This is a genomic window from Streptomyces sp. WMMB 322, assembly GCF_900090145.1.
Taxonomy (GTDB): Bacteria; Actinomycetota; Actinomycetes; order Streptomycetales; family Streptomycetaceae; genus Streptomyces.
Genome location: NZ_FMHI01000018.1, coordinates 60,227 through 85,729, shown reverse-complemented (window position 1 = coordinate 85,729; position 25,503 = coordinate 60,227). Strand labels below are relative to the sequence as shown.

Annotated in this window: 25 protein-coding genes; 13 read left to right on the top strand and 12 right to left on the bottom strand. The window is 72.0% G+C overall.

Going from position 1 to position 25,503, the window contains the following annotated elements; genetic code table 11:
- Nucleotides 1-100 precede the first annotated feature (100 nt).
- Nucleotides 101-472 carry a GntR family transcriptional regulator gene (locus tag H180DRAFT_RS23835; protein ID WP_055488173.1) on the top strand — a complete coding sequence of 124 codons (372 nt, stop codon included), beginning with the start codon at nucleotides 101-103 and terminating at the stop codon, nucleotides 470-472.
- 196 nt (nucleotides 473-668) lie between these two features.
- Here H180DRAFT_RS23835 and H180DRAFT_RS23830 read toward each other — a convergent pair whose 3' ends face one another.
- Nucleotides 669-1,235 carry an NADAR family protein gene (locus tag H180DRAFT_RS23830; RefSeq protein WP_055488172.1) on the bottom strand — a complete coding sequence of 189 codons (567 nt, stop codon included), beginning with the start codon at nucleotides 1,233-1,235 and terminating at the stop codon, nucleotides 669-671.
- 194 nt (nucleotides 1,236-1,429) lie between these two features.
- On the bottom strand, nucleotides 1,430-2,581 hold the full coding sequence (locus H180DRAFT_RS23825) for a DUF5925 domain-containing protein (RefSeq protein ID WP_175437818.1): 1,152 nt from the start codon (nucleotides 2,579-2,581) through the stop codon (nucleotides 1,430-1,432).
- Nucleotides 2,582-2,789: 208 nt separating this feature from the next.
- Here H180DRAFT_RS23825 and H180DRAFT_RS23820 point away from each other — a divergent pair, with 208 nt between their 5' ends.
- On the top strand, nucleotides 2,790-3,056 hold the full coding sequence (locus H180DRAFT_RS23820) for a hypothetical protein (RefSeq protein WP_055488170.1): 267 nt from the start codon (nucleotides 2,790-2,792) through the stop codon (nucleotides 3,054-3,056).
- Nucleotides 3,057-3,243: 187 nt separating this feature from the next.
- Here H180DRAFT_RS23820 and H180DRAFT_RS23815 read toward each other — a convergent pair whose 3' ends face one another.
- The 4 genes from H180DRAFT_RS23815 to hmgA all read right to left on the bottom strand — a co-directional run bounded on the left by H180DRAFT_RS23815 (nucleotide 3,244) and on the right by hmgA (nucleotide 8,100).
- The gene (locus H180DRAFT_RS23815) at nucleotides 3,244-4,440 is read right to left on the bottom strand and encodes a type ISP restriction/modification enzyme (RefSeq protein ID WP_159033601.1); all 1,197 of its coding nucleotides are present in this window, start codon (nucleotides 4,438-4,440) and stop codon (nucleotides 3,244-3,246) included.
- 488 nt (nucleotides 4,441-4,928) lie between these two features.
- The gene (locus tag H180DRAFT_RS23810) at nucleotides 4,929-5,795 is read right to left on the bottom strand and encodes an ion channel (RefSeq protein WP_079100362.1); all 867 of its coding nucleotides are present in this window, start codon (nucleotides 5,793-5,795) and stop codon (nucleotides 4,929-4,931) included.
- A 182-nt stretch (nucleotides 5,796-5,977) separates the two neighbouring features.
- Nucleotides 5,978-6,730 (bottom strand): GntR family transcriptional regulator, encoded by a 753-nt coding sequence (locus tag H180DRAFT_RS23805; protein WP_079100361.1) that lies wholly within the window; start codon nucleotides 6,728-6,730, stop codon nucleotides 5,978-5,980.
- Nucleotides 6,731-6,741: 11 nt separating this feature from the next.
- Nucleotides 6,742-8,100 carry a homogentisate 1,2-dioxygenase gene (gene hmgA / locus H180DRAFT_RS23800; protein ID WP_055488167.1) on the bottom strand — a complete coding sequence of 453 codons (1,359 nt, stop codon included), beginning with the start codon at nucleotides 8,098-8,100 and terminating at the stop codon, nucleotides 6,742-6,744.
- 278 nt (nucleotides 8,101-8,378) lie between these two features.
- Here hmgA and H180DRAFT_RS23795 point away from each other — a divergent pair, with 278 nt between their 5' ends.
- The 5 genes from H180DRAFT_RS23795 (at nucleotide 8,379) to H180DRAFT_RS23775 (ending at nucleotide 15,965) form a co-directional block, all read left to right on the top strand.
- Nucleotides 8,379-10,736, top strand: a complete 2,358-nt coding sequence (locus tag H180DRAFT_RS23795; protein ID WP_079100360.1) for a molybdopterin oxidoreductase family protein — start codon at nucleotides 8,379-8,381, stop codon at nucleotides 10,734-10,736.
- Nucleotides 10,737-10,819: 83 nt separating this feature from the next.
- Nucleotides 10,820-12,280 carry an MFS transporter gene (locus tag H180DRAFT_RS23790; RefSeq protein ID WP_254666167.1) on the top strand — a complete coding sequence of 487 codons (1,461 nt, stop codon included), beginning with the start codon at nucleotides 10,820-10,822 and terminating at the stop codon, nucleotides 12,278-12,280.
- An 18-nt stretch (nucleotides 12,281-12,298) separates the two neighbouring features.
- On the top strand, nucleotides 12,299-13,717 hold the full coding sequence (locus H180DRAFT_RS23785; RefSeq protein WP_055488166.1) for an aldehyde dehydrogenase family protein: 1,419 nt from the start codon (nucleotides 12,299-12,301) through the stop codon (nucleotides 13,715-13,717).
- A 178-nt stretch (nucleotides 13,718-13,895) separates the two neighbouring features.
- On the top strand, nucleotides 13,896-14,999 hold the full coding sequence (locus tag H180DRAFT_RS23780; protein ID WP_055488165.1) for a Zn-dependent alcohol dehydrogenase: 1,104 nt from the start codon (nucleotides 13,896-13,898) through the stop codon (nucleotides 14,997-14,999).
- A gap of 204 nt (nucleotides 15,000-15,203) precedes the next feature.
- Nucleotides 15,204-15,965 carry a sulfite exporter TauE/SafE family protein gene (locus H180DRAFT_RS23775; protein WP_055488164.1) on the top strand — a complete coding sequence of 254 codons (762 nt, stop codon included), beginning with the start codon at nucleotides 15,204-15,206 and terminating at the stop codon, nucleotides 15,963-15,965.
- A gap of 60 nt (nucleotides 15,966-16,025) precedes the next feature.
- Here the strand turns inward: H180DRAFT_RS23775 and H180DRAFT_RS23770 are convergent, their stop codons facing one another.
- Nucleotides 16,026-16,649, bottom strand: a complete 624-nt coding sequence (locus tag H180DRAFT_RS23770) for a TetR/AcrR family transcriptional regulator (RefSeq protein ID WP_055488163.1) — start codon at nucleotides 16,647-16,649, stop codon at nucleotides 16,026-16,028.
- A gap of 293 nt (nucleotides 16,650-16,942) precedes the next feature.
- Between H180DRAFT_RS23770 and H180DRAFT_RS23765 the strand changes: the two genes are divergently transcribed.
- Nucleotides 16,943-17,584, top strand: coding sequence for a TetR/AcrR family transcriptional regulator (locus tag H180DRAFT_RS23765; RefSeq protein WP_055488162.1), 642 nt, complete (start codon nucleotides 16,943-16,945; stop codon nucleotides 17,582-17,584).
- Nucleotides 17,585-17,612: 28 nt separating this feature from the next.
- Here H180DRAFT_RS23765 and H180DRAFT_RS23760 read toward each other — a convergent pair whose 3' ends face one another.
- The gene (locus H180DRAFT_RS23760; protein ID WP_055488161.1) at nucleotides 17,613-18,074 is read right to left on the bottom strand and encodes a MaoC family dehydratase; all 462 of its coding nucleotides are present in this window, start codon (nucleotides 18,072-18,074) and stop codon (nucleotides 17,613-17,615) included.
- 117 nt (nucleotides 18,075-18,191) lie between these two features.
- Nucleotides 18,192-18,698: a hypothetical protein gene (locus H180DRAFT_RS23755; RefSeq protein WP_254666161.1), complete on the bottom strand. Its 507-nt coding sequence runs from the start codon at nucleotides 18,696-18,698 to the stop codon at nucleotides 18,192-18,194.
- A gap of 450 nt (nucleotides 18,699-19,148) precedes the next feature.
- Here H180DRAFT_RS23755 and H180DRAFT_RS23750 point away from each other — a divergent pair, with 450 nt between their 5' ends.
- The 5 genes from H180DRAFT_RS23750 (at nucleotide 19,149) to H180DRAFT_RS23730 (ending at nucleotide 24,492) form a co-directional block, all read left to right on the top strand.
- Nucleotides 19,149-19,955, top strand: a complete 807-nt coding sequence (locus H180DRAFT_RS23750; protein WP_055488236.1) for an SAM-dependent methyltransferase — start codon at nucleotides 19,149-19,151, stop codon at nucleotides 19,953-19,955.
- 197 nt (nucleotides 19,956-20,152) lie between these two features.
- The gene (locus H180DRAFT_RS23745) at nucleotides 20,153-21,010 is read left to right on the top strand and encodes an SDR family NAD(P)-dependent oxidoreductase (protein ID WP_079100359.1); all 858 of its coding nucleotides are present in this window, start codon (nucleotides 20,153-20,155) and stop codon (nucleotides 21,008-21,010) included.
- Complete coding sequence (locus H180DRAFT_RS23740) at nucleotides 21,007-22,671, top strand: AMP-binding protein (RefSeq protein ID WP_055488160.1); 1,665 nt, start codon at nucleotides 21,007-21,009, stop codon at nucleotides 22,669-22,671. Before H180DRAFT_RS23745 ends, H180DRAFT_RS23740 begins: the two co-directional genes overlap by 4 nt.
- Before the next feature lie 154 nt (nucleotides 22,672-22,825).
- Nucleotides 22,826-23,371, top strand: coding sequence for a TetR/AcrR family transcriptional regulator (locus tag H180DRAFT_RS23735; protein ID WP_055488159.1), 546 nt, complete (start codon nucleotides 22,826-22,828; stop codon nucleotides 23,369-23,371).
- Between the two features lie 128 nt (nucleotides 23,372-23,499).
- Nucleotides 23,500-24,492, top strand: coding sequence for an NADPH:quinone oxidoreductase family protein (locus H180DRAFT_RS23730; protein ID WP_055488158.1), 993 nt, complete (start codon nucleotides 23,500-23,502; stop codon nucleotides 24,490-24,492).
- A 61-nt stretch (nucleotides 24,493-24,553) separates the two neighbouring features.
- Here H180DRAFT_RS23730 and H180DRAFT_RS23725 read toward each other — a convergent pair whose 3' ends face one another.
- From H180DRAFT_RS23725 to H180DRAFT_RS23720, 3 genes are all read right to left on the bottom strand, one after another.
- Nucleotides 24,554-24,898, bottom strand: coding sequence for a hypothetical protein (locus H180DRAFT_RS23725; RefSeq protein WP_139151433.1), 345 nt, complete (start codon nucleotides 24,896-24,898; stop codon nucleotides 24,554-24,556).
- Nucleotides 24,895-25,056: a hypothetical protein gene (locus H180DRAFT_RS29960; RefSeq protein WP_159033600.1), complete on the bottom strand. Its 162-nt coding sequence runs from the start codon at nucleotides 25,054-25,056 to the stop codon at nucleotides 24,895-24,897. The genes H180DRAFT_RS23725 and H180DRAFT_RS29960 overlap by 4 nt, the downstream gene beginning before the upstream one ends.
- A gap of 114 nt (nucleotides 25,057-25,170) precedes the next feature.
- Nucleotides 25,171-25,380: a hypothetical protein gene (locus H180DRAFT_RS23720; RefSeq protein ID WP_055488156.1), complete on the bottom strand. Its 210-nt coding sequence runs from the start codon at nucleotides 25,378-25,380 to the stop codon at nucleotides 25,171-25,173.
- Nucleotides 25,381-25,503 lie beyond the last annotated feature (123 nt).

Here is a 25,503-nt window from a genome sequence, read left to right as displayed (position 1 = left end):
GGTGGCGCCGCTCCTGATTTTTCCGCCGCTGAGAGAGAATCGGCTCCGCATCCGATGCGCCGCCCTGACGGAAGAAAACCGCGAACACACCGGAGATCACGTGCCGTTGCAGATCACCATCGACCCTGCCGGGCCGGACGCCCCCTACGAGCAGCTCCGCGCCCAGATCGCCGGGCAGGTGCGCGGCGGGGATCTGCCGACCGGATACAAGCTGCCGACCGTGCGCGGTCTGGCCGGGGAACTCGGCCTCGCCGCCAACACCGTCGCCAAGGCCTACCGGGCGCTGGAGTCGGACGGAGTCATCGAGACCAGAGGGCGGCACGGCACCTTCGTGGCGGCGGCGGGTGACGCCGCGCAGAGGGAGGCGTCCGAGGCTGCGATGTCCTACGCCCAACGGGTGAACAGGCTGGGCCTGGACCGTGATGCGGCGCGTGCGGCGGTCGAGGACGCGCTGCGCGCCGTGTACGGGTGAGAGCCGGGCGCCGGGCGCCGGGCGCCGGGCGCCGGGAGCCGTGCACGTGCCCGGGCAGGGGCGGGACGTGAGGCAGTCCCCAACTCGGCACGCCTGATCAGCAGGCGTCCTCGGCAGGCGTGTTCAACAGGGTTGCGGCGCACGGGAGTTGTGCGGCACGGCGCCGCATCGTCCGTCCGCGGAGGGGGCGATGAGGTTATGTCAGCGTGCCCGTCCGGGTGAGCAGCCTCGTACGGGCCTCCATCAGCGCGAAGCCCAGCAGGTTCTGGCCGCGCCACTGCGAAGGGTCACGCACCCGCGCGTCGTCCGCGGCGAGTCCGATGCCCCACACCCGGTCCAGCGGGCTGGCCTCGACCAGTACACGGCTGTTGGTGCCCAGCAGGAATTCACGCAGCTCGCAGGGCTGCCCGAACTTCCGCAGACTGCCCTCGACCACGATGGCGAACCGCTCACGTTCCCACACGTCCTGGTCGAACCCCCGCACCGAGCGGCCCGCGGCCTTCGCCTGCCGGGGATCCCCGGCGGCCACCGCGCGCCGCTCCGCCTCCTCGTCCCCGAACAGGCGGGCCTTGCGGGCCATCATCCAGTGCTCCGCGGTGGCGTACTCGACGCCTTCCGCCTCGAAGGGCGAGGGCCACCACTGGCTCAGGCAGCCCTTGCCGACGGAGCCGTCCCGCCGTGGCCGATGGCCCCAGAAATAGAGGTACTTGAAGCGCTCGCCCCGCGCGGCGCGCTCGGCGAGTTCAGCGACGTTGTCGACCATGGCCCGATTCTGGCAGCGCCGGGGTGCCTCCCTCGACTCTTTATCAGGTCGACGGACGCCCGTTGTACGGACGCCCGTTGGTACGGAGGCCGGTGGTGCGGAGGCCGGTGGTACGGGCGCCGGTCGTGCCGGGGCCCGTACCACCGGGGGGGAGAGGGACGCCGTGCCCGCGCGGGACCTCCGGGCAGCCTCGCCTACAGGTACAGGCCCGAGCCTTCGCCGTCGTTCCGCATGGGCACCGACGCCGGGGAAGCGCCCTTGCGGAGCGCGAACAGCTCGGCCAGCGTGGCGCCTTCGCGGCCTACGCCCTCCTCCGTGCCGAGCCAGCCCACGGCCTCCTTGCGGGTGAGCGCGCCGACCTCGATGCGGGCCAGACAGCGCCCCGGCCGCACGACCGCGGGATGCAGCCGCTCCAGGTCCTCGTTCGTGGTCACGCCCACGAGCACGTTGCGGCCCTGACCCAGCAGACCGTCCGTCAGATTGAGCAGCCGTGAAAGCGCCTGGCCCGCCGCGTGCTTGGCCTCGCCGCGGATCAACTCGTCGCAGTCCTCCAGGAGAAGGAGCCGCCAGCGCTGTTCGTCGGAGTCGCTGTCGTCGGCGCCGATGGCGATGTCCATCAGATAACCGATGTTGTTGAACAGGTGCTCCGGGTCGAGGACGCAGTCCACCTGACACCAGTCGCGCCACGAACGGGCGAGCGTGCGCAGCGCGGAGGTCTTGCCCGTACCCGGCGGGCCGTGCAGCAGCAGAAGCCTTCCGGACACCTCGTCCGGGGTGATCTTCATCAGCCCGTCCATGGCATCGGCCACACGTGCCGTGTAGTTGGGACGCACCTCCTGCCACGTGCCCGCGGTGATGGCGCGCGTGGTCCGGCGCGGGCCACGCATCGGCGAGTGGTACCAGAAGCCCATGGAGACCTTGTCGGACTGCGGCTCCGGCTCGTCCTCCGCGTCTTGGACAGCCTCGTCGAGCCGCTTCTGGGCGAGTTCGCCGGTCACCGCCGTCACCGTGACGTCCGCCCCGTGCGTCCAGCGCGAGACCAGAACCGTCCAGCCCTCGCCTTCCGCGAGGACCGTGCTGCGGCCGTCGTCCTTCGCCTCGCGCAGCACCTTCGCGTCCGGGGGCAGCAGCGTGCGGCCCTTCTTGACGCGGTCGACGGAGTGACCCCGCGAGTAGGGCTGCTCCCCGTTGGTGAAACGGCCGAGGAAGAGGGCGTCGATGACGTCTGACGGCGAGTCCGTGTCATCGATGGTCAGGCAAGGAGCGATCGCCTGCTCGGGCCTGGTCGGGGAGGTCAGGGTCTCACTCCTGTCGGCGGCGGACGGCCGGCGGGGCTGTGCTGGCATGGCAGTCATGATCCGGCATGCCGGGCCCCGGCGCACGCACGTTTCCGCCCGTCCGTCCGGAAACAGGTGCGTATCACAAGGCGCCCCGTATGTTCGTCAACGCGCCTGTGGGGCAGGTGAATCCTGTGACCGGGATACACGGGTGGAGCAGTCGGGCGTTAGGGTTGCTGTGCCCGGGCCTCGTGCCCTCGTACGGGTGGGGAGTGTCATGGAACAGATAACGGTGAGCGGCAGGGCGCGAGTGCCCGCCATCAAATGCGGTACAGGTGCGACGAGTTCGCGCCTCGACCGGCATTTGGCTGTGCTCGCGGGCCCCGCCGTGCCGCAGGGTGAGACGGAAGAAGCGACTTCGCTCATGCGTGAGATCACCAAGCGTGATTCCGCGCGGAACCGGACCGCAGCCCGGAGCGCGCGCGTGTCGCTGTTCGCGCCGCTGCGCAAACTGCGCCGCACGCTCTTCGGCGGGCGCGGCTGAGTCTTCCGTAGGTCCCCTGGGCCTTGTCGGCCCGGGGAGACCCCATCCCTGGGCCTTGTCGGCCCGGGGAGACCCCATCCCTGGGCCTTGTCGGCCCGGGGAGACCCCCCACCCTGCGCCCCGGGGGCGGTGGCCGGTGATCCCGCCGCCGTCGCGCCGGCACGTTCGTGCGCAGCCCGAACGTCCCCTAAAGCAGTGCCAGTTGGCCGTCCGGACCCTCCTCGGGCACGTCGAGGACCGAGGCCGGCAGACGTGCGGACCGGGGCACCGGCAGCAGCCCGGCGCGCTCGAGCACGGCCCGTCCGGACTCCCCGCCGGAATCCAGCGCCCGCCCCAAGTCGCCCTGCTCCTCGCGCAGTTCCGCCAGCAGCGTCAAGACCGTGATGAGTTCGAGCAGTTCGGACGTCCACTCCTGCGGCCAGCTGCCGGGACGCACGGCAGCGAGCCTCCCCGCGGCCGCCGGCAGCGCCGCCCGGCGCGCGAACCAGGCCCCCAGCACCCGCGCCCCTCCCGCTTCGAACTCCCACGCCTCCCGCGCCACCGGCGCCACGCGTCCCTCCCCGATGTGCAGCGAGCGCTCCTCCCCGTCATGGACGAGCTCCTCCTCCGGCGGCGCCGCGGCGGGCAACGGAGCACGCACGTACGGGCGATGACCGCCCGGCAGCCGCGGACGGCCCTCGTTCGCCCCGCCCGCGCACCGTGCGCCCCGCGTGTGCAGCCACACGACCCGGCGGCCCAGCTCCACGCCGCGCCGCCACAGGTCCGGGTCCGTGGTCAGCGGCACCACACGCCCCCGCGGGCCGGGGCGCGCCGCGGCGGCGATCCAGGCGAGCACGTCCTCAGCGGTGACCGGCGCACCCAGCCGCCCGGAGAGGTGGTCAGTCAGACCCGGGAGGAGGTTGGGTTCACCGCCGCCGGGACGTCTGTACAGCGGACGGATGCGGCCCGAACGCCCCGCCGCCGCCTGCCCGTCGGGCAGCAGCGCGGTGAACGTGACGAGCGGGCCGGGATGCCGGTGGTCGTGGCCGGTCTCCACCAGATGCGTCTGACGGGCGTCGCTCACCCGCCACAGCTGCGGCCGCGCGGCGTCGATGAGCCGGTGGTCGGGAATGAGCCACTGCTGGTCGAAGGGCCCGTGCAGGAACCGCACCGGTTCCGGGCAGCCGCCCCGCTCCTGCGCCAGCGGCCCGCCGTGCGCGGGCACTCCGGGCAGCGGGGCCACCGAGCTGTGCAGTGTGCGGGAGCGGCTCGGGACGAACAGCGCGGCACGCTCCGCCTCGTCCTCGGTGCGCACCAGTGCGTTCCAACGCCGGCGCAGCGACGCGGCGTCGGGCGCGGACACCCATCCGCGGCCCGTGCGCAGCGGCGCGACGGACCAGGGCATCACCTCGTCGAGCAGGGGCGCGTCGAGTGCAGGTGCGTCCTTGGTGCCGGTTCCGTCGTCGCTCACCGCTCGATGCTACGAGGGGGTGCGCGCCGCCGTCAGGCGTGCCGGTGCCCCCTTGCTTCGTCCTTCCGGACGGCCGGTGTGCTGAGTGACCGGCGCGCCTCCCGACTTCCGAAGGCCGGCGGTGGGTGGTGCGGGTGAAGCTGCCGGTCCCGTGCCGGCCGGGGCGGCGTCCGGGGCGGAGATCGTCTGAAACGGAGGTCTCCGGCTGTGCCGCTCGTGGCGGGTTCCCGCGCTCCCGGCCGCGGTTGCGCGGATGGTGACCGGGGACGGGCCGAGGGTGAGCGTAATCGTGTCGTGGCTGAAGGAGATCGCTGTTCTTTGCGCCGGTGGAGCCGTCAGCCCTCGGCCCCCCGCATTCGCAGCTGGAGTGAGAGGTCCTCCGGAGCCGCGCCGGAGAGGCGATGCGGCTGCCTGCCCGTGCCCTATCCGTCGGGCGCGGCGGGCCCGGGGACACCGGACCCGAAACGGTTCCCGTCCTCGTCCGGTACAAAGGCGCGCAGCAGTCTCCGCTGCTCTGCAAGCTCCTCCTGCTGCCGCTGGATCACTGCGGTGAGCTCCTGCACCTCCTTGCGGGAAGCCGCCTCCCGCTCCGCGCTCGCGTCGGAGACACGCTCGATGAACCATGAGGCCAGGGAGGCGGACACTACGCCCAGTACGGCAATGCCGGCGATCATCAGCAGGACGGCGACCAGCCGTCCGGTGAGCGTCACCGGATATGCGTCCCCGTATCCGACCGTGGTCACGGTCGCGAAGGCCCACCAGATGGCGTCCGTGAAGCTGTCGATGTTGGCACCGTCGGTTCCGCGCTCGGCGTCCAGCACAGCCAGCGCTCCGCAGAGCATCAGCAGTCCCGCCGCTCCGCAGGCGTATGTGGTCACCTGGCCCCGGAGGCTCGCCTCGGCACGCCTGTGCAGCACGTTCAGCACCGTCAGCAGCCGCAACATCCTCAACGGCCGGAAGAACGGAAGCGCCACCGTCGCCAGGACGAAGAGGTTCGATTTGAAGTACGCCCAGCGGTTCTCCGCCCGTATGAGCCTGATCAGGTAGTCGAGTGCGAAGACGCACCAGGTCGTCCAGCTCGTCCAGGTGCAGGCAGTTCTCCAGCCCGGGCTGAGGCCGGGCTGGAGAATCGGCCAGGCGTATGCCGCGAGGAAGATCACCACCACGGCCATCAGCAGCAGATCCACCGTCGTGGAGGGCTGATGCTTCTGGCGCTCCCGGGGCGAGGCGGAGGACACCGCCGTCTGGGCGGGCGCCTGCTCCGGCGCCGTCGGGGAATCACTCACCATCTGCGGCACGATACAGACGGCCCACCAGGCCGCGAATCGCTGGTCGGGCGTCGATGAACAGGCGATCCGGCCTTCTCGTACTCACCGGTCGCCGATGTGGCTCGGGCATCCGGCCGGATGCGAAGCACCTGCGCGGCACCGGTTCGGTCAGCGTGCCGGCGACCGGGGTCGATGAACACACCTCAGTGCGCCTGGAGGGTCACCGAGAAGGAGAAGCGGTCCCCGCGGTAGTGGATCAGCGCCACGTCGACGACCTGCCCGTCCTCGTCGTACGTCACGCCCGTGTAGTGCAGGATCGGGCTGAGCAGCGGCACGTCCAGCAGCTTCGCGGTCGCCGGGTCGGCCAGCCGTGCCTCCACGGTGTCGGTGATCCGGCTGATCCGGACGCCGGCCCTGTCCCGCAGGACCTTCGTCATCGGCCAGCCGCGCTCCAGGTCGGCGGGGTCGATGCGTGGTGCGACGCGTGGATGGATGTGGTTCTCCGCCCAGTTGGTCGCCTCGCCGCTCTCCGGGTCACGGCGCAGCCGCCGGAAGACCGTCGTCTCCGCCACGCCCGGGAAGTGCTCGGCCAGTTCGGACGGTACGGGCGCTGCGCCCTGGTCCAGCAGCGTCGTGAGGTCGCCCGACTGCTGGGCGACGATGGTGTCGACCGAGCCCAGCAGCCGCACCGGCCTCGTCCGGCAGGCGTCGGGCTCGATGAAGGTGCCGCGCCGCCGGTGCCGGGAGATCAGCCCCTCCGCCTCCAGCTCCTTCAGTGCCTGCCGCATGGTCAGCACGCTCACCCCGTAGTGCTGGGCGAGGCGTTCCTCGGTCGGCAGGCGCAGCGGCGCCTGCGGGGTGCGGCCGAGTATCGAGGCACGCAGGGACTGCGAGACCTGGTACCAGAGCGGCAGCTTGCGGTTGAGCTCCAGCGAGTCGGGAGCGAAGACGGACACGGACGCACCCCCTACGGGCGGAAATTGCGCTGGAGACCCTGCCACACGTCGTCGTAGCCGGACTGCAGGTGGTCGGCCTCGATCGCCTGTGAGGTGGGGATCACCGGCCAGCGCGTTTCGAACATGAAGGCCAGACCGTCGTCGATCTTCTGCGGCTTCAGCTCGGCGGAGCTCGCACGTTCGAAGGTCTCCCGGTCCGGTCCGTGCGCCGACATCATGTTGTGCAGTGAGCCGCCGCCCGGGACGAAGCCTTCCGCCTTCGCGTCGTAGGCGCCCTCGATCAGGCCCATGTACTCGCTCATGACGTTCCGGTGGAAGTAGGGCGGGCGGAAGGTGTCCTCGCCCACCAGCCAGCGCGGCGCGAAGACGACGAAGTCCACGCCGGCCAGTCCCGGAGTGTCGGACGGCGAGGTGAGGACCGTGAAGATCGACGGGTCCGGGTGGTCGTAGCTGATGGTGCCCATCACGTTGAAGCGGCGCAGGTCGTAGACGTACGGAACGTGGTTGCCGTGCCAGGCGACGACGTCCAGCGGCGAGTGGTCGTACCGGGCGGCCCACAGGTTTCCGCAGAACTTGTTGACCACCTCCACGGGCCGCTCCGTATCGGCGTCGTCCTCGTACGCGGCGACGGGCGCCAGGAAGTCCCGTGGATTCGCCAGGCCGTTGGCGCCGATCGGGCCCAACTCCGGCAGCTCGAAGGGCTGTCCGTAGTTCTCGCAGACGTAGCCGCGCGCCGTCCCGTCCAGCAGCACGACGCGGAAGCGCACCCCGCGCGGGATCAGTGCGATGTGCCCGGGGTCCGCCCGCAGCAGCCCGAACTCGGTGTGCAGCAGCAGTCCGCCGCGCTCGGGGACGATCAGCAGTTCACCGTCCGAGTCGCAGAAGACGCGGTCGGTCATCGAGGTGTCGGCGGCATAGAGGTGGACCGCCATGCCGGTGCGCTGCGCCGCGTCGCCGTTGCCGCCGAGCGTCCACAGCCCGGCGACGAAGTCCGTGCCCTGCGGAGGGTCCGGCAGCGGGTTCCAGCGCATCCGGTTCGGGTCGGGTCGGGTCTCGGTGAACGGGGCGGAGCGCAGGCCGCCGTTGGCGGTGCGCCGGAAGCGGGGGTGCGCGGCCGAGGGACGGATGCGGTAGAGCCAGGAGCGGCGGTTCCGCGCGCGCGGCTCCGTGAAGGCCGTGCCGCTCAGCTGCTCCGCGTACAGGCCGAGCGGTGCGCGCTGGGGTGCGTTGCGGCCCACGGGCAGGGCTCCGGGCACTGCTTCGCTGCTGTGCTCGTTGCCGAAGCCGGAAAGGTGGCCCAGCCCTTCCGCCGTCTTGCGTGCCTGCTCCTGGCCTGCCGTACCGCCGGTGGCGCCGGTGCCGAGGGTCATCGGTTGCTCCTGCCGCTCATGGTTCCCCCTGAATTCCTGTACTTGACCATAGGAATGCGGAGTGCCGGCGTCAATGAGGCGTGAGCGGCGGTGAGTCCGGCACGGGCCCAAGGGCGGGTCAGCCGCCGGCACGCGGCGGTGCCGGCTGCTGGTGCGGCACGCGGGCCGGCTCCGGGCCGCAAATCCGGTCACGTTCACCGCTCCCGCGGGCGAAGTTGCGCCCGCAGGGCCTACAGTTCGTGGCACCGAGTGACAGCAGCACGGTCCGAGGGAGCGCGATGACCGCGACCGGTACGCCCGAGACGCCCGCCGAAGACACCCGCACCGCAGTCGGCACCCGTGCGGAGGCCGGCACCGGCCTCCGCATCTGTCCGCTGTGTGAGGCGACGTGCGGCCTGACCGTCACCGTCGAGGACGGACGCATCACCAGGGCACGGGGTGACCGCGACGACGTCTTCAGCCGCGGATTCGTCTGTCCGAAAGGCGCGTCGTTCGGCGAACTCGACGCCGACCCCGACCGGTTGACGCGTCCGCTCGTGCGCGACCGCGACGGCGAGCTGAAGGAGACGGGCTGGGACGAGGCGTTCGCCGCCGTGGCTGCCGGGCTCGCCCCCGTACTCGCCGGCGGCGAGGCCGACGCCGTCGCCGTCTACCTCGGCAACCCCAACGTGCACACCATGGCGGGCGGCCTCTACCCCGCGCAGCTCCTGGGAGCGCTGCGCACCCGGAACTTCTACTCCGCCAGCACTCTCGACCAGATGCCCAAGCATGTCTCCTGCGGGCTGCTGTACGGCGATCCGCAGGCCATACCCGTCCCCGACGTCGACCGCACCGACCACCTGCTGGTCCTGGGCGCCAACCCCGTCGAGTCCAACGGATCCCTCGCCACCGTCCCCGACTTCCCGGGCAGGCTGAAGCGGCTGCGCAGGCGCGGAGGACGCCTCACCGTCGTCGATCCGCGCCGCACACGCACGGCGAAGCTCGCCGACCGGCACGTGCCGATCCGTCCCGGCAGCGACGCGCTGCTGCTCATGGCGATGGTGCAGGTGCTCTTCGACGAGGACCTCGCCGACACCGGCGAACTCGGCCCGCACCTCAGCGGCGTCGACGAAGTGCGGGAGCTGGCACGGGAGTTCACACCGGAAGCGGTCGAGGGCGCCTGCGACGTGCCGGCCGACGACATCCGCACCCTCGCCCGCGAGCTGGCGGCCGCCCCGAGCGCCGCCGTGTACGGCCGCGTCGGCTCCTCCACCGTCGAGTTCGGAACCCTCACCAACTGGCTCGTCGACGTACTCAGCGCGCTGACCGGCAACCTCGACCGGCCCGGCGGCTCCATGTTCCCCCTCTCCGCCACCGCACGGCCCCCGCGCCGGGCCGGCACCCCCGGAAAGGGATTCGCCCTGGGCCGCTGGCACAGCAGGGTCTCCTCGCACCCGGAGGCCAAGTCGGAGCTTCCCGTCGTGGCCCTCGCGGAGGAGATCACGACGCCGGGCAAGGGCCGGGTACGTGCGCTGATCACCCTCGCCGGCAACCCGGTGCTCTCCGCACCCGACGGCGAAGGGCTGGAGAAGGCCCTGGCGGAGCTGGACTTCATGGTCAGCGTCGACCCGTACCTGAACGAGACCACCCGCCACGCCGACGTCGTGCTGCCTCCCGCCAGGCCCAGCCGCGCCGCGCACTTCGACTTCGCCTTCAACGCGCTGCCCGTACGCAACCAGGTCCGCTACACGCGCGCCGTCGTCGAACCGGACGGGGACGAGCGGGGCGAGGCCGAGATCATGGCGCGGCTGCTGCTCTGCATCGCCGGGAACCCCGACGCCCCCGCCCGGACGGTCGACGAGAACGTCATCGCCCGCTCCCTGAACAGGGCGGTCGCCGACCCGCACTCACCCGTGCACGGCAAGGACCCGGAACATCTCTCGCAGCAGCTGACCGGGCGGGACGGCGTCGAGCGGCGCCTGGACATGATGCTGCGGCTCGGCCCGTACGGAGAGGGCTTCGGCGCGGACCCCGAAGGGCTCAGCCTGGACAAGCTCCTCGCCCACCCGCACGGCATCGACCTGGGGCCCCTGCGTCCGCGGCTCGCGGAGGTGCTGCGCACCCGTTCCGGCACCGTGGAACTGTGCCCCGGGCCGATCCGCGAGGATGTGCCGCGGCTGCGGGAGGCGTTGCGGCGGCGCTCCACGGGGGATGCCCTCGTCCTCGTCGGACGGCGCCATCTGCGCTCCAACAACAGCTGGATGCACAACGTGCCGGCGCTGCGCGGGGGCTCGAACCGCTGCACCCTCCAGATCCACCCCGACGACGCCGCACGCCTCGGCCTCGCCGACGGCGCCGATGCCCGGGTGACCGGCGCCGGGGGAGAACTGACAGTGCCGGTCGAGGTGACCGACGCCGTACGCACGGGAGTCGTCAGCGTGCCGCACGGCTGGGGCCACGACCGCCCGGGCACGCGGATGCGGGTCGCCGCCGACGACCCCGGCGTCAACGTCAACCAGCTCCTCGACGGAACGCTGCTGGACCCGCTCTCCGGCACCGCAGTCCTCAACGGCTTCCCGGTGCGGGTGGCTCCGGCCGCCGCTCCGGGCGGCCCCGCCGCGCCCGCCGTCCCGGTCGCCGCGCCGGGCGCCGGGTGACCTCGGGAGTCCCGCCGGCGCCGGGGGCGACACCGTCCCCGTCCTCGTCGTCGCAGGACGGGGGCGGGGCGCCGCACCGCTGGCTGCTCCGCCTCGTCGTCTCCTTCGCCTTCCTCCAGGGCGCGGTGAGCATGGCCAGGCCCGCCGTCTCCTACCACGCGCTGGAACTCGGAGCCGGTGCGCGGGCCGTCGGCGTCGTGACGGCCGCGTTCGCGCTGCTGCCGCTGGTGGTCGCCGTACCGCTGGGCAGGCGCACCGACCGGCAGCGGTGCGGGCCGCTGCTGCCGGCCGGCGTCGCTCTCGTCGCCGCGGGCTGTGCACTGGCCGGCACGGCGCCCTCCCTCGTGCTGCTCGCCGCGTGGAGCGCACTGCTGGGCCTCGGGCACCTGGTGTTCATGATCGGGGCGCAGTCGCTGGTGGCGCGGCAGAGCGGCGCCGACCGGCATGACCGCAATTTCGGCCACTTCACCATCGGCGGCTCGGCGGGCCAGCTGACCGGTCCCGTGCTCTCCGGCTGGCTCGTGGGCGGTGCGGGCGCCGGCGGGCCCGGGAGCGGTGAACACGCAAGCGCCGTCGCCCTGTTCGGATCCTGCGCGCTGGCGTTCTGCTCGTACGCGACGCTGTGGCGCCTCGAGGGCCGGGCGCCGGAGCGGCGTCAGCGGGACGGTGCCGAGACGGACGGGCCGCCGCCCCTGCCGGTCCCCGTGGCGCGCATTCTGCGCTCGCGCGGGGTTCCGGCGGGGATCTTCGCCTCCCTCGCGGTGCTCTCCACGACCGACGTACTCACGGCCTACCTGCCTGTCGTCGGCGAGGAGCGGGGGATCGCACCCGGCGTGGTGGGTCTGCTGCTCAGTCTGCGTGCCGCGGCGTCCGTGCTCTCACGTGCCTGGCTGACGAGGATGACGGCGCGGCTGGGCAGGCAGCCGCTCCTCGTGGTGAGCTGTTCCGTCGCGGGCCTGTTGTGCGTCCTGCTGGCCGTACCCCTCCCGTTGTGGACGCTGGTGCTCGCGATGGTCGTTCTCGGGTTCTGCCTCGGCGTCGGCCAGCCGCTGACCATGACCACGGTCGTGCAGGCGGCGCCCGGCAGGGCACGGTCCACGGCGCTCGCGCTGCGACTGACGGGCAACCGGCTCGGCCAGGTCGCCGCTCCCGCCGCCGCCGGACTGGTCGCGGGAGCGGCAGGAGCGGCGGCGCCGTTCGTGCTCCTGGGTGCGCTGCTGCTGGGGGCGTCGGCCACGGCCGCGCCCTGGCGCGCCGGCCGGCGGGACACGGCGGGCGAAGCCTGCGGGGCCGGCGGTGCGGGGAGTTCGGGGAGCGCGGGGAACGCCGAAGGCGGCGCTGCCGATGGTGCTACCGGGGGTCGTGAGCAACCGGCCGGGCCGACGGAAGCGGCCGGAGCAGCACCGGAGGCCGGAGCAGTCCCGGAGGCCGGAGCGGGCGGGGCGGGGGGAGGGGACGCGGTAGCCGCGGGCAGGCGTGGCCGCGGGCACGCCTGCCCGCGGGTGACTCACGGCACCCGCCGCTGTACTGACACCCCAAACTAGCGGCGCTAGTTTGGGTCCATGCAGGCACACGACGGTATGTACACCGACGGCGCGTGGCGCCCCGCGATATCCCCGGAGAAGCTCGAGGTCGTCAACCCCGCCGACGGCAGCACGATCGCCACGGTCCCGGCGGGCGGCGAGGAGGACGTGTCCGCCGCGGTACGGGCGGCACGTGCGGCCTTCCCCGGCTGGGCCGCGACACCGCCCGCCGAACGCGCGGCGCTGCTGGGCGCGTTGCACGACGCCCTGGAGGCCCGGCGCGAGGAGATCGCCGAGACCGTCACCGCGGAGCTGGGCTCGCCGCTGGCCTTCTCCAAGGCCGTCCACGCCGCCGTACCGGTCGCCGTCTGCGGCAGTTACGCGAAGCTGGCGGCCGAGTACCCCTTCGAGGAGCAGGTCGGCAACTCCCGTGTCTTCCACGAGCCGGTGGGCGTCGTCGGTGCGATCACACCGTGGAACTATCCGCTGCACCAGATCGTCGCCAAGGCCGCCCCCGCCTTCGCCGCAGGGTGCACCGTGGTGCTCAAGCCGGCGGAGGACACGCCGCTGGTGGCGCAGCTGTTCGCCGAGGCGGTGCACGAAGTGGGCCTGCCCGCGGGCGTGTTCAACCTCGTCACGGGCCTCGGCCCCGTCGCGGGGCAGGCGCTCGCCGGGCACGAGGGCGTGGACCTGGTGTCCTTCACCGGCTCGACGGCCGTGGGCCGGCGGATCGGCGCCGCGGCGGGCGGCTCGGTCAAGCGCGTCGCCCTGGAGCTGGGCGGCAAGTCCGCCAACGTCATCCTGCCGGGCGCGGACCTGACCAAGGCCGTCAAGAAGGGCGTCGCCAACGTCATGGCCAACTCCGGCCAGACGTGCAGTGCCTGGACGCGCATGCTCGTCGACGCGGAACACTACGACGAGGCCGTGCGCCTCGCCGCCGAGGCCGTCGAGAAGTACCTCCCGGGCGACCCGAAGGACGAGACGACACGCATCGGGCCGGTCGTCAACGCCAAGCAGCACGCACGCGTGACCGGCTTCATCGCGAAGGGCGTCGAGGAAGGGGCCACCCTCGCGGCGGGAGGCCCCGACGCACCCGAGGGGTACGAGGGCGGTTGCTACGTGCGCCCGACCATCCTGTCCGACGTGACTCCGGAGATGACCGTCGCGCAGGAGGAGATCTTCGGCCCGGTCCTGTCGATCCTGAAGTACGAGGATGTCGACGACGCCGTCCGCATCGCCAACGACAGCGTCTACGGACTCGCCGGAGCCGTATGGGCGGAGGACGAGGACGAGGCTGTCGCCTTCGCCCGCCGGCTGGAGACCGGTCAGGTCGACATCAACGGCGGTCGCTTCAACCCCCTTGCACCGTTCGGGGGTTACAAGCAGTCCGGTGTCGGCAGGGAGCTGGGCCGGCACGGGCTGGGCGAGTACCTCCACACCAAGTCCCTCCAGTTCTGAGGGAGTCCGGCTGCCGGAGCTGCCGGTGCGCGCCGGCAGGGGCCTCGGCACCCCGGCCGGCGCCCTGCCGTCCGGACCCGGCTCCGTCCCCCGGCCCGTCCATGCTTCAAGCACCCGGCGCCGCCCGGGATTCACGCACCCGAACCGAGCCCGCACACCCACCCGCCAGGAGCCCGACATGGTCCGCGCCGCCGTACTCTCCGCCGTCGGAACGCCGCTCGAAGTCACCGACATCGATCTGCCAGAGCCGGGACCGGGCCAGGTCCGGGTGCGTCTGGCCGCAGCGGGCGTGTGCCACTCCGACCTGTCGCTGTCCAACGGCACGCTGCGACAGCCCGTACCGGCCGTGCTCGGTCACGAGGGCGCGGGCACGGTCGTCTCCGTCGGCGAAGGAGTGGAAGGGCACGCCCCCGGAGACCGGGTCGTCCTCAACTGGGCGCCCTCCTGCGGTGACTGCCACTTCTGCGCAACGCTCGCCGAACCGTGGCTGTGCGTGAACGCCAACGCCGCAACGACCGTCCCGTACGCACGCACCAAGGCCGGCGAGGAGCTCTACCCCGGGCTCTCCTCCGCGGTCTTCGCCGAGGAGACCGTGGTCTCGTCCCGCTCGGTGCTGCCGCTGCCCGAGGGCGTGCCGCTGGACGAGGCCGCGCTGCTGGGCTGCGCGGCGCTGACGGGGTACGGCGCCGTGCACCACAGCGCGCGGGTGCGCGCCGGGGAGTCCGTTGCCGTCTTCGGCGCTGGCGGTGTCGGGCTGGCCGCGATCCAGTCGGCGCGGCTGGCCGGGGCCGGGGCCGTGGTGGCCGTCGATGTCTCCCCGGAGAAGGAGGAGTTGGCGCGGAGGGCCGGCGCGAGCGAGTTCCTCCTCGCCTCGGAGAGGACCGCCAAGGAGATCCGGAAGCTCACCGGGGGCCATGGAGCGGACGTTGCCGTCGAGTGCGTCGGGCGGGCCGAGACCATCCGTACCGCCTGGAACTCCACGCGGCGTGGCGGCCGTACGAGCGTGGTCGGCATCGGAGGCAAGGAAGAGCAGGTGCATCTCTCGGCGTTGGAGATCTTCCACTTCGCCCGCACCCTGACCGGCTGCGTCTACGGTAACTGCGACCCGGCCCGGGATCTGCCCGCGCTGGCGGAGCACGTACGTCAAGGGCGCCTGGATCTGGGGGCGTTGGTGACCGACCGGATCGGTCTGGAGGGCATTCCCGCGGCCTTCGACGCGATGCTCGCCGGGCGCGGCGGGCGTGCGCTGGTGGTCTTCGACGGTCGGTCCCACCCTTCCTGACCCGCTGCGTGTGCCGCCGGAGGCGCTTCGGGTTCGGTTCGAAGACGGCTGCCGGCAGCCGCACACGGCTCCGCGCCGGGTGAACGCCCCGGCCCGAGAAGCAGTTTCGACTCGGGACACGGGAGCACGGCCATGGCCGGCGATGGCAGCGATCACAGCGATCACGCATTGTGAAAGCGCTGGTCACGCCCTCATGCTCGACACGTGTTCGACATACTGCTGGTTGTGCTGGCCGGAATTGCCGCCGGAGCGCTGAACGCCGTCGGTGGCGGCGGCACGTTCGTGGCGCTGCCCGCTCTCGTCGCCTTCGGCCTGTCGCCGGTGACGGCGAACGCGCTGTCGCGGATCGCCCTCGTACCCGGAGCCGTGGCCGGAGCCTGGGTGTGCCGCCGCGAACTCGCCCCCGTCGGGCCCACATCCATGAAAGAGCTGACGACGGTCAGCGTCGTCGGCGGTGGAGCCGGTGCCTGCCTGCTGCTCGTGCTGCCCGCCTCGTCGTTCGACGCCGCAGCGCCGTGGCTGCTCGCCTTCGCCACGGTGGTCCTCGCCTTCGGGCGGCGCTTCTCGCAGGCGCTGAGCAAGGCACTGGGCCGCTCGGTCGCCCTCAGCTCCCGTGCCCTGCTGGTCGGGCAGTTCTTCATCGCGGTGTACGGGGGCTACTTCGGTGGCGCCGTCGGCGTGATGATGCTGGCCCTGTGGGGAATCGGTGCCGGCCTCGACTCCGCGGCCGGCAATCCGATGCGGATCGTGCAGCTCGCGGCCGTCTTCGCCAGCGCGACGGTGTTGTTCCTCGTCGCTTCCGACGCGCTGAGCGCCCCGCTGCTGCTCGGCGCGATGCTGGTGGGTGCCGTGGCCGGCGGCTTCGCAGGCGGCCGTCTCGCCCGCCGCCTCCCCGCCCCGCTGCTGCGGGGAATCCTGCTGACCACTGCGGTGACGACGACCGCTTTGTACTTCCTGCGCGGCTGAGGGCCCCGGCCCCCGGCCCGTCGCCCGCCGGGTACCGGAGTGCTCGGACCCACCGGCCGGTCAGCCGGGGAAGCGCGGTGCCAGCCCGTCCACGATCGCGCGCAGGCCCGTCTCGAACGCCCCGTCGTCGACCTGCTGTTGGTGCCTGGCCAGCAGATGGGCCTGGTCCAGGTGCGGGTAGTCGCCCTCGTACAGCGAGGCGTCGCCGACGAAGCCGCGGGCGAACGAACCGAGCGCCGACCCGGCGACGAAGTAGCGCATGAGGGCGCCGATGTGGGTGGCCTGGGCATTGCTCCAGCCGGCCGCGGTCATCGCGCCGAAGACCGCGTCGGCCATCCGCAGCTGGCTCGGCCGCCTGCCCGGGCCCTGCGCCAGGAACGGCACGATGTTGGGGTGCGCGTTGAGAGCCGCGCGGTAGGAGCGCGCCCACTCCACCAGGGCCTGCCGCCAGTCCGTGCCGTCGGTGAACATCGACACCTCGACCTGTGCGCACACCATGTCGGCGGCGGCGTCGAGGATCTCGTCCTTGTTGCGGAAGTGGTTGTACAACGACGGTCCGCTCACGCCCAGTTCGGCTGCGAGCCGCCGGGTGGAGACGGCCTGGAGGCCTTCCGCGTCCACGAGCGCCAGCGCGCACGCGACGATCCTCTCGCGGCTCAGCAGCGGCTTGGACGGTCTGGCCATGCGGTGAATGGTAGAGCGACCACGACGCGGAGCCGGCCCCGGCCGCTTCCGGCGCCGCCTGTCACGGGCGGAGCGCGACGTGCCGCGCCCTCCGCAGCCGGCAGCGGGACGCAGCGCGCCCGGCGGCGGGCGCGCACCGGCGCCACAGCGACGCGGTCCGGACCCGGCCCCGAAGCGGCACCTTCCGCACGGCCCGCCACGGGCCCCGCCGACCGGCCCGCACACCCGTCGCTAAGCATGTGCTCAGCCGCCCGTGTAGGGTGTTCGACCGGTCGACGGGAAGGGCACAGGCAATGGCATCGGAGGCGGAACGGGTCGCGGCTGCCGACGAATCCTTCGAGGGTGTCTCCCCGGACGCCGCCCGGCGGCTGCTGCTGGGCGCGGTGGAAGCGTTCGCGGAGCGCGGTTTCCACGCCACCACGACCCGCGACATCGCCGGACGTGCGGGGATGAGCCCCGCCGCGCTCTACATCCACTACAAGACCAAGGAAGAGCTGCTCTTCCAGATCAGCAAGGTCGGGCACGAGCGTTCCGTGAGCGTGCTCGCCGAGGCCGCGGAGGCCGGCGGCAGCGACGCCGAGCGGCTGGCCCGCGCCGTGCGGGCCTTCGTGCGCTGGCACGCCGAACACCACACCACCGGACGCGTCGTGCAGTACGAACTGGCGGCGCTCGGCGCGGAGCACTACGAGGAGATCGTGGCTCTGCGCCGCCGCAGCGAGGAGATCCTCCGCGGAGTGCTGGAGAGCGGGGACGCCTCGGGCGAGTTCGAGATCGCCGACATCCGCGGCACTACGCTCGCGGTGATGTCGCTGTGCATCGACGTGGCCCGCTGGTACAGCCCGTCGGGCCGCAGGACACCGGACGAGATCGGCACGCTCTACGCCGACCTCGTCCTGCGCATGGTCGCCCCGCAGGGCGACGCCCGGGTGCCGTGACGGGGGAACGCCGCCGGCGGCGGGGGCTCTACCAGTAGTAGCGGCTGAGGGTCTCCGCCACGCACACCGGCTTGTCGCCGCCTTCCCGCTCGACCGTCACCTTGGCGGCGACCTGCACTCCGCCGCCCGCATCACTGACGTCGACGAGCTCCGCGCGTGCGCGCACCCGCGATCCGACCGGCACCGGCGCGGGGAAACGGACCTTGTTCACGCCGTAGTTGACGCCCATACGGACACCCTCGACCCGCATGATCTGCGGTACGAGGTCGGGAAGCAGGGAGAGGGTCAGATAGCCGTGGGCGATGGTCGTCCCGAACGGGCCGTCCTTCGCGCGGGCCGGGTCGACGTGGATCCACTGGTGGTCGCCCGTCGCGTCGGCGAAAAGGTCGATCCGCTTCTGGTCGATCGTCAGCCAGTCGCTGAAGCCGAGTTCCTGGCCGACCGCGCCCACCAGTTCGTCGGTCGAGGTGAAGACCCGGGGCTCCGCCATCCGTACAACCTCCGCATGCGTCTCACGCGCCGCCCGATGCTAAGCGCTCGCTCAGCATGCTGGGGCGCTATCTCGCGTGTCAACGTCCGCGGGGTGCGGGAGGTCCGTGCGGTGCCGTCAGCCGCGGGAAGCGGCCATCGGGCCGATTCCGGTGCGCAGTCCCCGTCCCCGTCCGGCAAGGCGGATGACGTCCTTGCCGACGTCCTTGTCCATGGCGGCGATCATCCGGCGCAGCACGTCCGCCAGTCGGGGCGTGGGCGGTGTGGAGGGGTCACAGGGGAGCAGCGACCTGCCGCCCCACGTCAGCCGATGCCATTCGTCGTGCTGCGCCGGTTGTCTGATGCCGTGCCGCTTCTCGGCTCTGCGCCTCCTGGCGACCTGCGACTCGTACTCCAGCCACACGGTCCGCGCCTCCTCGAGCTCTTCGAGGGCGGCGACGAGCAGCTCCGGGTCGGGTTCACGGTCGTCCGGGCCGAAACCGGCGCGGGCGCACAGGTGTTGCCACGTCGCGCGGTGCCCGTACGGGGCGAAGCGCTCAAGGCATTTGCGCAGCGCCTGCCGACGCTGGGAGGGCGCCCTGTCAGGGTCGCGGACCTGCTCTGCGAGGGCTCTGAAACCGGCCAATCATCCCACCTCCGACGGACTGGACCCGACTCGTCGGCGTTATGACGTAAGTGCCGCGCAATCGGATCCCCCCGTTGCGAAGTCATTTTTTCTGCTTGTCCGGGCCTTCTGTCCCCCGTCTTCCCGGGCCCGGCAGCTACCCCGCGAAGGTCCGGGCACTCTCCTCCGAGAGGAATTCTCACCTTGTTCTCATGACTTCTCACAGGACGCCCATCACTCGTGAAGACATGGAAACGAGTGGTTCCGCATATGGCTCCGCCGTGCACGGCGCGGACGGAACGTGCTCGGGCCGTACCGGGGCGCGGCCCTCCGGACAGGCCAACTCGGCCCGCAGCAGGCGGAGTCGGCCGTGCGGGGACGCGCGCCGTTCGCCTTTCCGGCGCACGGGGGAAGAACGACCGCCGTAGGGTGGAACAGGGAATCCACCGGGCAGACGGGAAGACGATCAGCATGGCCGACGAGAAGCCGGAGCCGGACCTTCCGCCGAAGATCGACACATCCGTGCCGCATTCCGCGCGGATCTGGAACTACTGGCTCGGCGGCAAGGACAACTATCCGGTGGACGCCGAGGCCGGCGACGAGTTCGCGCGCACATTCCCCGGAATCGTCGACGCGGCACGCGGATCCCGGTACTTCCTCGCCCGCGCGGTGCGTCATCTCGCCGGACGGATCGGCGTCCGCCAGTTCCTCGACGTGGGCACCGGCCTGCCCACGGTGGACAACACCCACGAGATCGCCCAGTCCGTCGCGCCGAGTTCGCGCATCGTCTACGTCGACAACGACCCCCTGGTGCTTGTGCACGCGCAGGCGCTGCTGACCTCCACGCCCGAGGGCGCCACCGCCTACATCGACGCCGACGTGCGCGAGCCGGACACGATCCTCGAGGCCGCGTCGGGAACGCTGGACTTCGAACAGCCCGTCGGGCTCATGATGCTGGGAATCATGGGCCACATCGACGACGACGAGCTCGCCCGGTCGCTCGTGCGACGGCTGCTGGACGCCCTGCCCCCGGGCAGCTACCTCACCTTGAGCGACGGCACCGACGTCAGTGCCGCCCGCCAGGCGGCCCACGAGAAGTACAACAACAGCGGCGCCGTTCCCTACCACCTGCGCAGCCCCGAGGAGTTGGGCCGCTTCTTCGACGGACTCGAACTGCTCGAACCGGGGCTCGTTCCCGTCACCCAGTGGCGGCCCGACCACACCCCGTTCCCGGTGACTCCCGTCACCACCTACGGAGGGGTCGGCCTCAAGCCCTGACGGCCCGGCCCGTGACGCCCCGGCGAAGGACGCTGGTCAGCGTGTGACCGGACGGCGCCGGCCGCGGCTCTCAGCGCCGGCTTCCCCGCGTTTCCCCCTGCCCGGGCCCGGACCTCCCTCTTCCCCCGGGCATACCGACTGGTTAGTCTGCCGCCGCAGGGAGAGCCGACGCGAGAGTGCGAAGGGGAGTTGCGGGGATGGAGTCTTTGCGCGACAGCACAGTGGTCGTCACCGGCGGGGGCGGCGGTATCGGAGCGGCCCTGGCCCGCCGGTTCGCCGCCGAGGGCGCCCGGGTCGCGGTCAACGACCTCGATGAGGCCAAGGCGGCGGCGGTCGCGGAAGAGATCGGCGCAGTCGCCGTTCCCGGCGACGCCTCCACGATCGTGCCGGCCGCCCGTGAAGCGCTCGGCGGCACCGTCGACACCTTCTGCGCCAACGCCGGGATCGCACCGCACGGCGGTCAGGAGGCGGACGAAGCGCTCTGGGAGAGCGCCTGGGACGTCAACGTGATGGCGCACGTGCGGGCGGCACGCGAACTGGTGCCCGGCTGGCTGGAGCGGGGCCGTGGCCGGTTCGTGGCGACCGTCTCCGCGGCGGGGCTGCTCACCATGCTCGGCTCCGCCCCGTACAGCGTGACCAAGCACGCGGCTCTGTCCTTCGCCGAGTGGCTGGCGGTCACCTACAAGCACCGCGGCATCGACGTGCACGCCGTGTGCCCCCAGGGCGTACGCACCGACATGCTGGCCGGCACCGGCGCCGCGGGCGAACTGGTGCTCGCCGAGACCGCCATCGAGCCGGAGGCCGTCGCCGACTCCCTCTTCGAGGCGATGCGGGCGGGGCGCTTCCTCGTGCTGCCGCACCCGGAGACGGCGGACTTCTACACGGCCCGGGCGAGCGACCCCGACCACTGGCTGGGCGGCATGAACAAGATGCAGCGCAAGCTCGAGGGGATCCTCGGACGGGAGGCGCTCCTCGACCAGAAGGCGCAGGGACGGACCACCGGGGGAGCGGCGGGAGCCGGCGGGTCCGACCGCTCGCAGGGGGCGGCACGTTGACCGTGACGTACGAGGACAAGCCGTGGCTGAATCAGCTCAACGAGGTGCAGCGTGCCCCGGTCCAGCCGCCGGAGACCATGCTGCACGCGTTCCGCGACGCAGTGCGCACCGTCCCCGGCCGCACCGCCCTCGCCTACTTCGACGGACGCCTCACCTACCGCGAGGCCGACACGCTGTCCGACGGCATAGCCGCGCACCTCGCCGCCCGCGGCTTCGAACGCGGGGACCGGCTGGCGCTGATGCTGCAGAACAGTCCGCACTTCGTGCTCGCGCTGCTCGGCGCGTGGAAGGCCGGAGCAGTGGTGGTGCCCGTCAACCCCATGTACAAGGCGGGCGAGGTCGCGCACGTGCTCCACGACGCCGAGGTGACGGCGCTGGTGTGCGACGAGAGGGCATGGGAGCCGTATCTGCGGGCCACCGCCGCCGGATCGCCCGTGCGCATCGCCCTGACAGCCTGCGAACTCGACCTCCAGTCACGTGACGACCCGCGCGTACTGGACTTCGCACGTGCCGCGCCGGCGGAGGACGCCGACGACCTGCTCACGGTCGCGCGCGCGGGCGGCGCGGCCCCGCCGGGACGTGAACCGGCCGGCTCCGACATCGCGCTCATCAGCTACACGTCGGGGACGAGCGGCGCACCCAAGGGCGCGATGAACACGCACGCCAACATCGCCTACAACGCCGAGCGCCAGCACACGGGCCTCCAACTGCCCGACGGTGCCTGCATCTTCGTCCTCGCACCGCTTTTCCACATCACCGGCATGGTCTGCGAGCTGTCGGCCTGCCTGGCGGGACGCGGCACCCTCGCTCTCACTCACCGGTTCGAACCCGGCGTCGTACTGGACGCGTTCCTGGAGCACCGCCCGGCGTTCACCGTCGGTCCCTCCACCGCCTACATGGCGCTGGCGGCCCAGCCGCAGGCCACGCGGGAGCACTTCTCCTCCTTCCGAGTCCTCTCCTCGGGCGGGGCGCCGCTGCCGCCGGCGCTCGTCACGAGGCTCGGTGCGGCCTTCGGAACGTACCTGCGCAACGGATACGGGCTCACCGAGTGCACCGCGCCCTGCGCGTCCGTGCCGCCGGGCCGGGAGGCGCCCGTCGACCCGGCCTCCGGCACGCTCGCCGTCGGCGTGCCCGGGCCCGACACGGTGGTCCGCATAGTCGACGACGAGGGCAGGCCCGTACCGCTGGGCGAGCAGGGTGAGATCACCGTACGCGGACCGCAGGTCGTGCCCGGTTACTGGCGCAGGCCGCAGGAGTCGGCCGCGGCGATTCCCGACGGCGAACTGCGCACCGGGGACATCGGGTTCATGGACGCCGACGGCTGGCTCTACGTCGTGGACCGCAAGAAGGACATGATCAACGCCTCCGGTTTCAAGGTGTGGCCGCGAGAGGTGGAGGACGTTCTCCACAGTCATCCGGCCGTGCGGGAGGCGGCGGTCGTCGGCGTGAGCGACCCGTACCGCGGCGAGTCGGTGAAGGCGTACGTGAGCCTGCGACCGGGAAACCCGGCAGGGCCCGAGGAACTGATCGGCCACTGCAGGGAACGGCTGGCGGCGTACAAGTACCCGCGGCAGGTCGAGATACTGGCGGACCTGCCCAAGACGACCAGTGGGAAGATCCTCAGGCGGGAACTGCGTTCCCGCGGTGACAGCGGCAGATGAGACAGCGGCGGCGGCCGTCGCGGTGGACGCGGTGAGCGGGCGCACGAGGAAAGGCAGGTGAGGGCGCATGGCCACACCTAGGACGGCGCCCCGCACCGGCGCCCGCAAGAGCAGTACGGCCGGCACGGCTGCCGTCCCCGTACCGCAGCGTCTGATGGCCGCCGCGACGCGTCTGTTCTCCGAACGCGGCTACGACCGCACGTCCGTCCAGGAGATAGTCGAGGCGGCAGGGGTGACCAAGGGCGCCCTCTACCACTACTTCGGCTCCAAGGACGATCTGCTGCACGAGATATACGGACGGCTGCTCCGCCTCCAGCAGGAGCGCCTGGACACCTACGCGGACGCGGAGCAGCCCGTCGAGGACCGTCTGCGCAGAGCCGCCGCCGACGTCGTCGTGACCACCATCGACAACCTCGACGACGCGCGGATCTTCTTCCGCTCCATGCACCAGCTCAGCCCCGAGAAGCAGAAGCAGGTGCGCGCCGAGCGGCGCCGCTACCACGAACGCTTCCGCGACCTGGTCGCCGAGGGCCAGCGCGAGGGGGTCTTCAGCAGGGCGACGCCGGCGGACCTCGTCGTGGACTACCACTTCGGCTCGGTCCACCACCTGAGCACCTGGTACCGGCCCGAGGGGCGGCTCACTCCGCAGGAGGTCGCGGACCATCTCGCCGACCTGCTGCTGCGGGCGCTGAGGCCTTAGGACGCGGAACACGCGGGCACAGTCACAGTCACGGACACGGAGACGGGCCCGCCCCCGTGCAACGGGCGGCAGGCCGAGCGAGCAGACGAGCGAAGAGCAGGCACAACTACGTTCCGGAGGTAGCACCGGTGAAGGCATGGCGCGTCCACAACAACGGCGAGCCGCGTGAGGTGATGCGGCTGGAGGACATCCCCGACCCCGAACCCGGCGCGGGCGAAGTGCTGGTGCGGGTGCGTGCAGCCGGCGTCAACTTTCCCGACGCGCTCATGTGCCGGGGCGAATACCAGGTCAGGCCTCCGTTCCCGTTCACTCCCGGCGTCGAGCTGTGCGGGGACGTCCTCGCGGTCGGCGAGGGCACCCCGGAGGGCGACGCACCCGAGACGGGCTCCCGCGTCATAGCCCAGCCGGCGCTGCCCATGGGCGGTTTCGCGGAAACCACGCTCGTCGCCGCGGCAAGCGTGCGCAAGGCGCCCGAAGCACTGGACGACGCCGAGTCGGCGGCGCTCCACATCGGTTACCAGACCGGCTGGTTCGGCCTGCACCGCCGGGCCCGGCTCCAGCGCGGCGAGACGCTGCTGGTGCACGCGGCGGCCGGCGGTGTCGGCAGCGCGGCGGTGCAGCTCGGCAAGGCGGCCGGTGCGCGCGTGATCGGCGTCGTGGGCGGAAAAGCCAAGGCGGACACGGCGCGTGAGCTGGGCTGCGACGTGGTCGTGGACCGGCGCGAGGACGACATCGTGGCGGCCGTGAAGGAAGCCACGGGCGGCCGCGGCGCAGACGTCGTCTACGACCCGGTCGGTGGCGACGCCTACGCCAAGTCGGTCAAGTGCATCGCCTTCGAGGGCCGCATCGTCGTCGTCGGCTTCGCGAGCGGCGCCGTGCCGACCCCGGGCCTCAATCACGCGCTGATCAAGAACTATTCGGTCCTCGGCCTGCACTGGGGCCTCTACAACACCAAGGATCCGGCTGCCGTTCAGGCCTGCCACGAGGAACTGACCGCACTCGCGGCGGACGGCCAGGTCAAGCCACTCATCAGCGAACGCCTGCCGCTGGAGGAATGCGCAGGTGCCGTCCAGCGCGTCTTCGACGGCACCACGACGGGACGGGTCGTCATCCAGCCCTGAACAGGCGGGACATGAGGGAGGCTCGTCGGCCGGCGGCGGCGCATCGCCATCGCCGGCCGTGTCAGACGGTGGCGACCGCGACGACGGTCGAGCCGGGCAGCCGTGGCGGGGCCTGCGCCTTCGAGGTCAGGAACCGCCGGCCGAGGGCCCGGGCGTCCAGCACGCGGACGTCGCCGAAGCCCGCATCGCGAAGCATCGATGCCGCTTCAGCGGCCGTGTAGCAGGCGAGTACGGGCTCGTGTGCCTCCGCGACCGCCGAGGCCGCGCTCCTGGTGACGGCCGCCGCCAGCTCGTCCAACTCGCCTGCGGGAAGGACGAAGTTGACGACGAGTGTGGTCCCCGGGCGGTGCCCCGCCACAGTACGCAGCGTCTTCTCCGTCGCCGGGCGGGGCAGATACATCGTCACGCCGAGCCGGCGAGCCCTTCGGAGAAGCCGCCCGGCAGGCTCGTGGCCACGGCCGCCCGCCTTCCGAAGACGTCCTCGATGCCGGACCTCACCGGCTGCGGCAGTTCCGCCCACGGCTTGCGTCTGCTGCCCGTCTGGGTGGGCGGCGGTTCACGCATCGCAGAGACCCTTTCGTGTGAGTGGTGCCCGGGGCGCTCCGGTGCGGGAACGGGGCGGGACAATGCGGTCACACTGATCCGGGGGAGTCCCGTTCCCCCGGATCAGTGCCGGGCTCAGGCCGAGGCCAGGCTGAACCGCTGCTTCTCGGGATCGATCTCGAGGATGCGGACCGAAACGCGGGTGCCCACGGGCCAGGACTCCTGGTACGCGAGACCGGTGACACCTTCCGATTCGACGAAGGAACCGAACGGCACCTCAGCGGTGACCACGCCTTCGATGACGTCACCTGCCTGGTGACGGGCGAGGAATTCCTGCCAGCTCATTAATTCACCTCCTTCCGCTACGAGTGGCTGTGCGCACTTCTCGTAACGGGGGCGGGCCTCTCGCCCGCGCGGTGATCAAACGCCGGCCGGGAATCCGTTCTGTGTGCGGCCCGCGGCCGACCC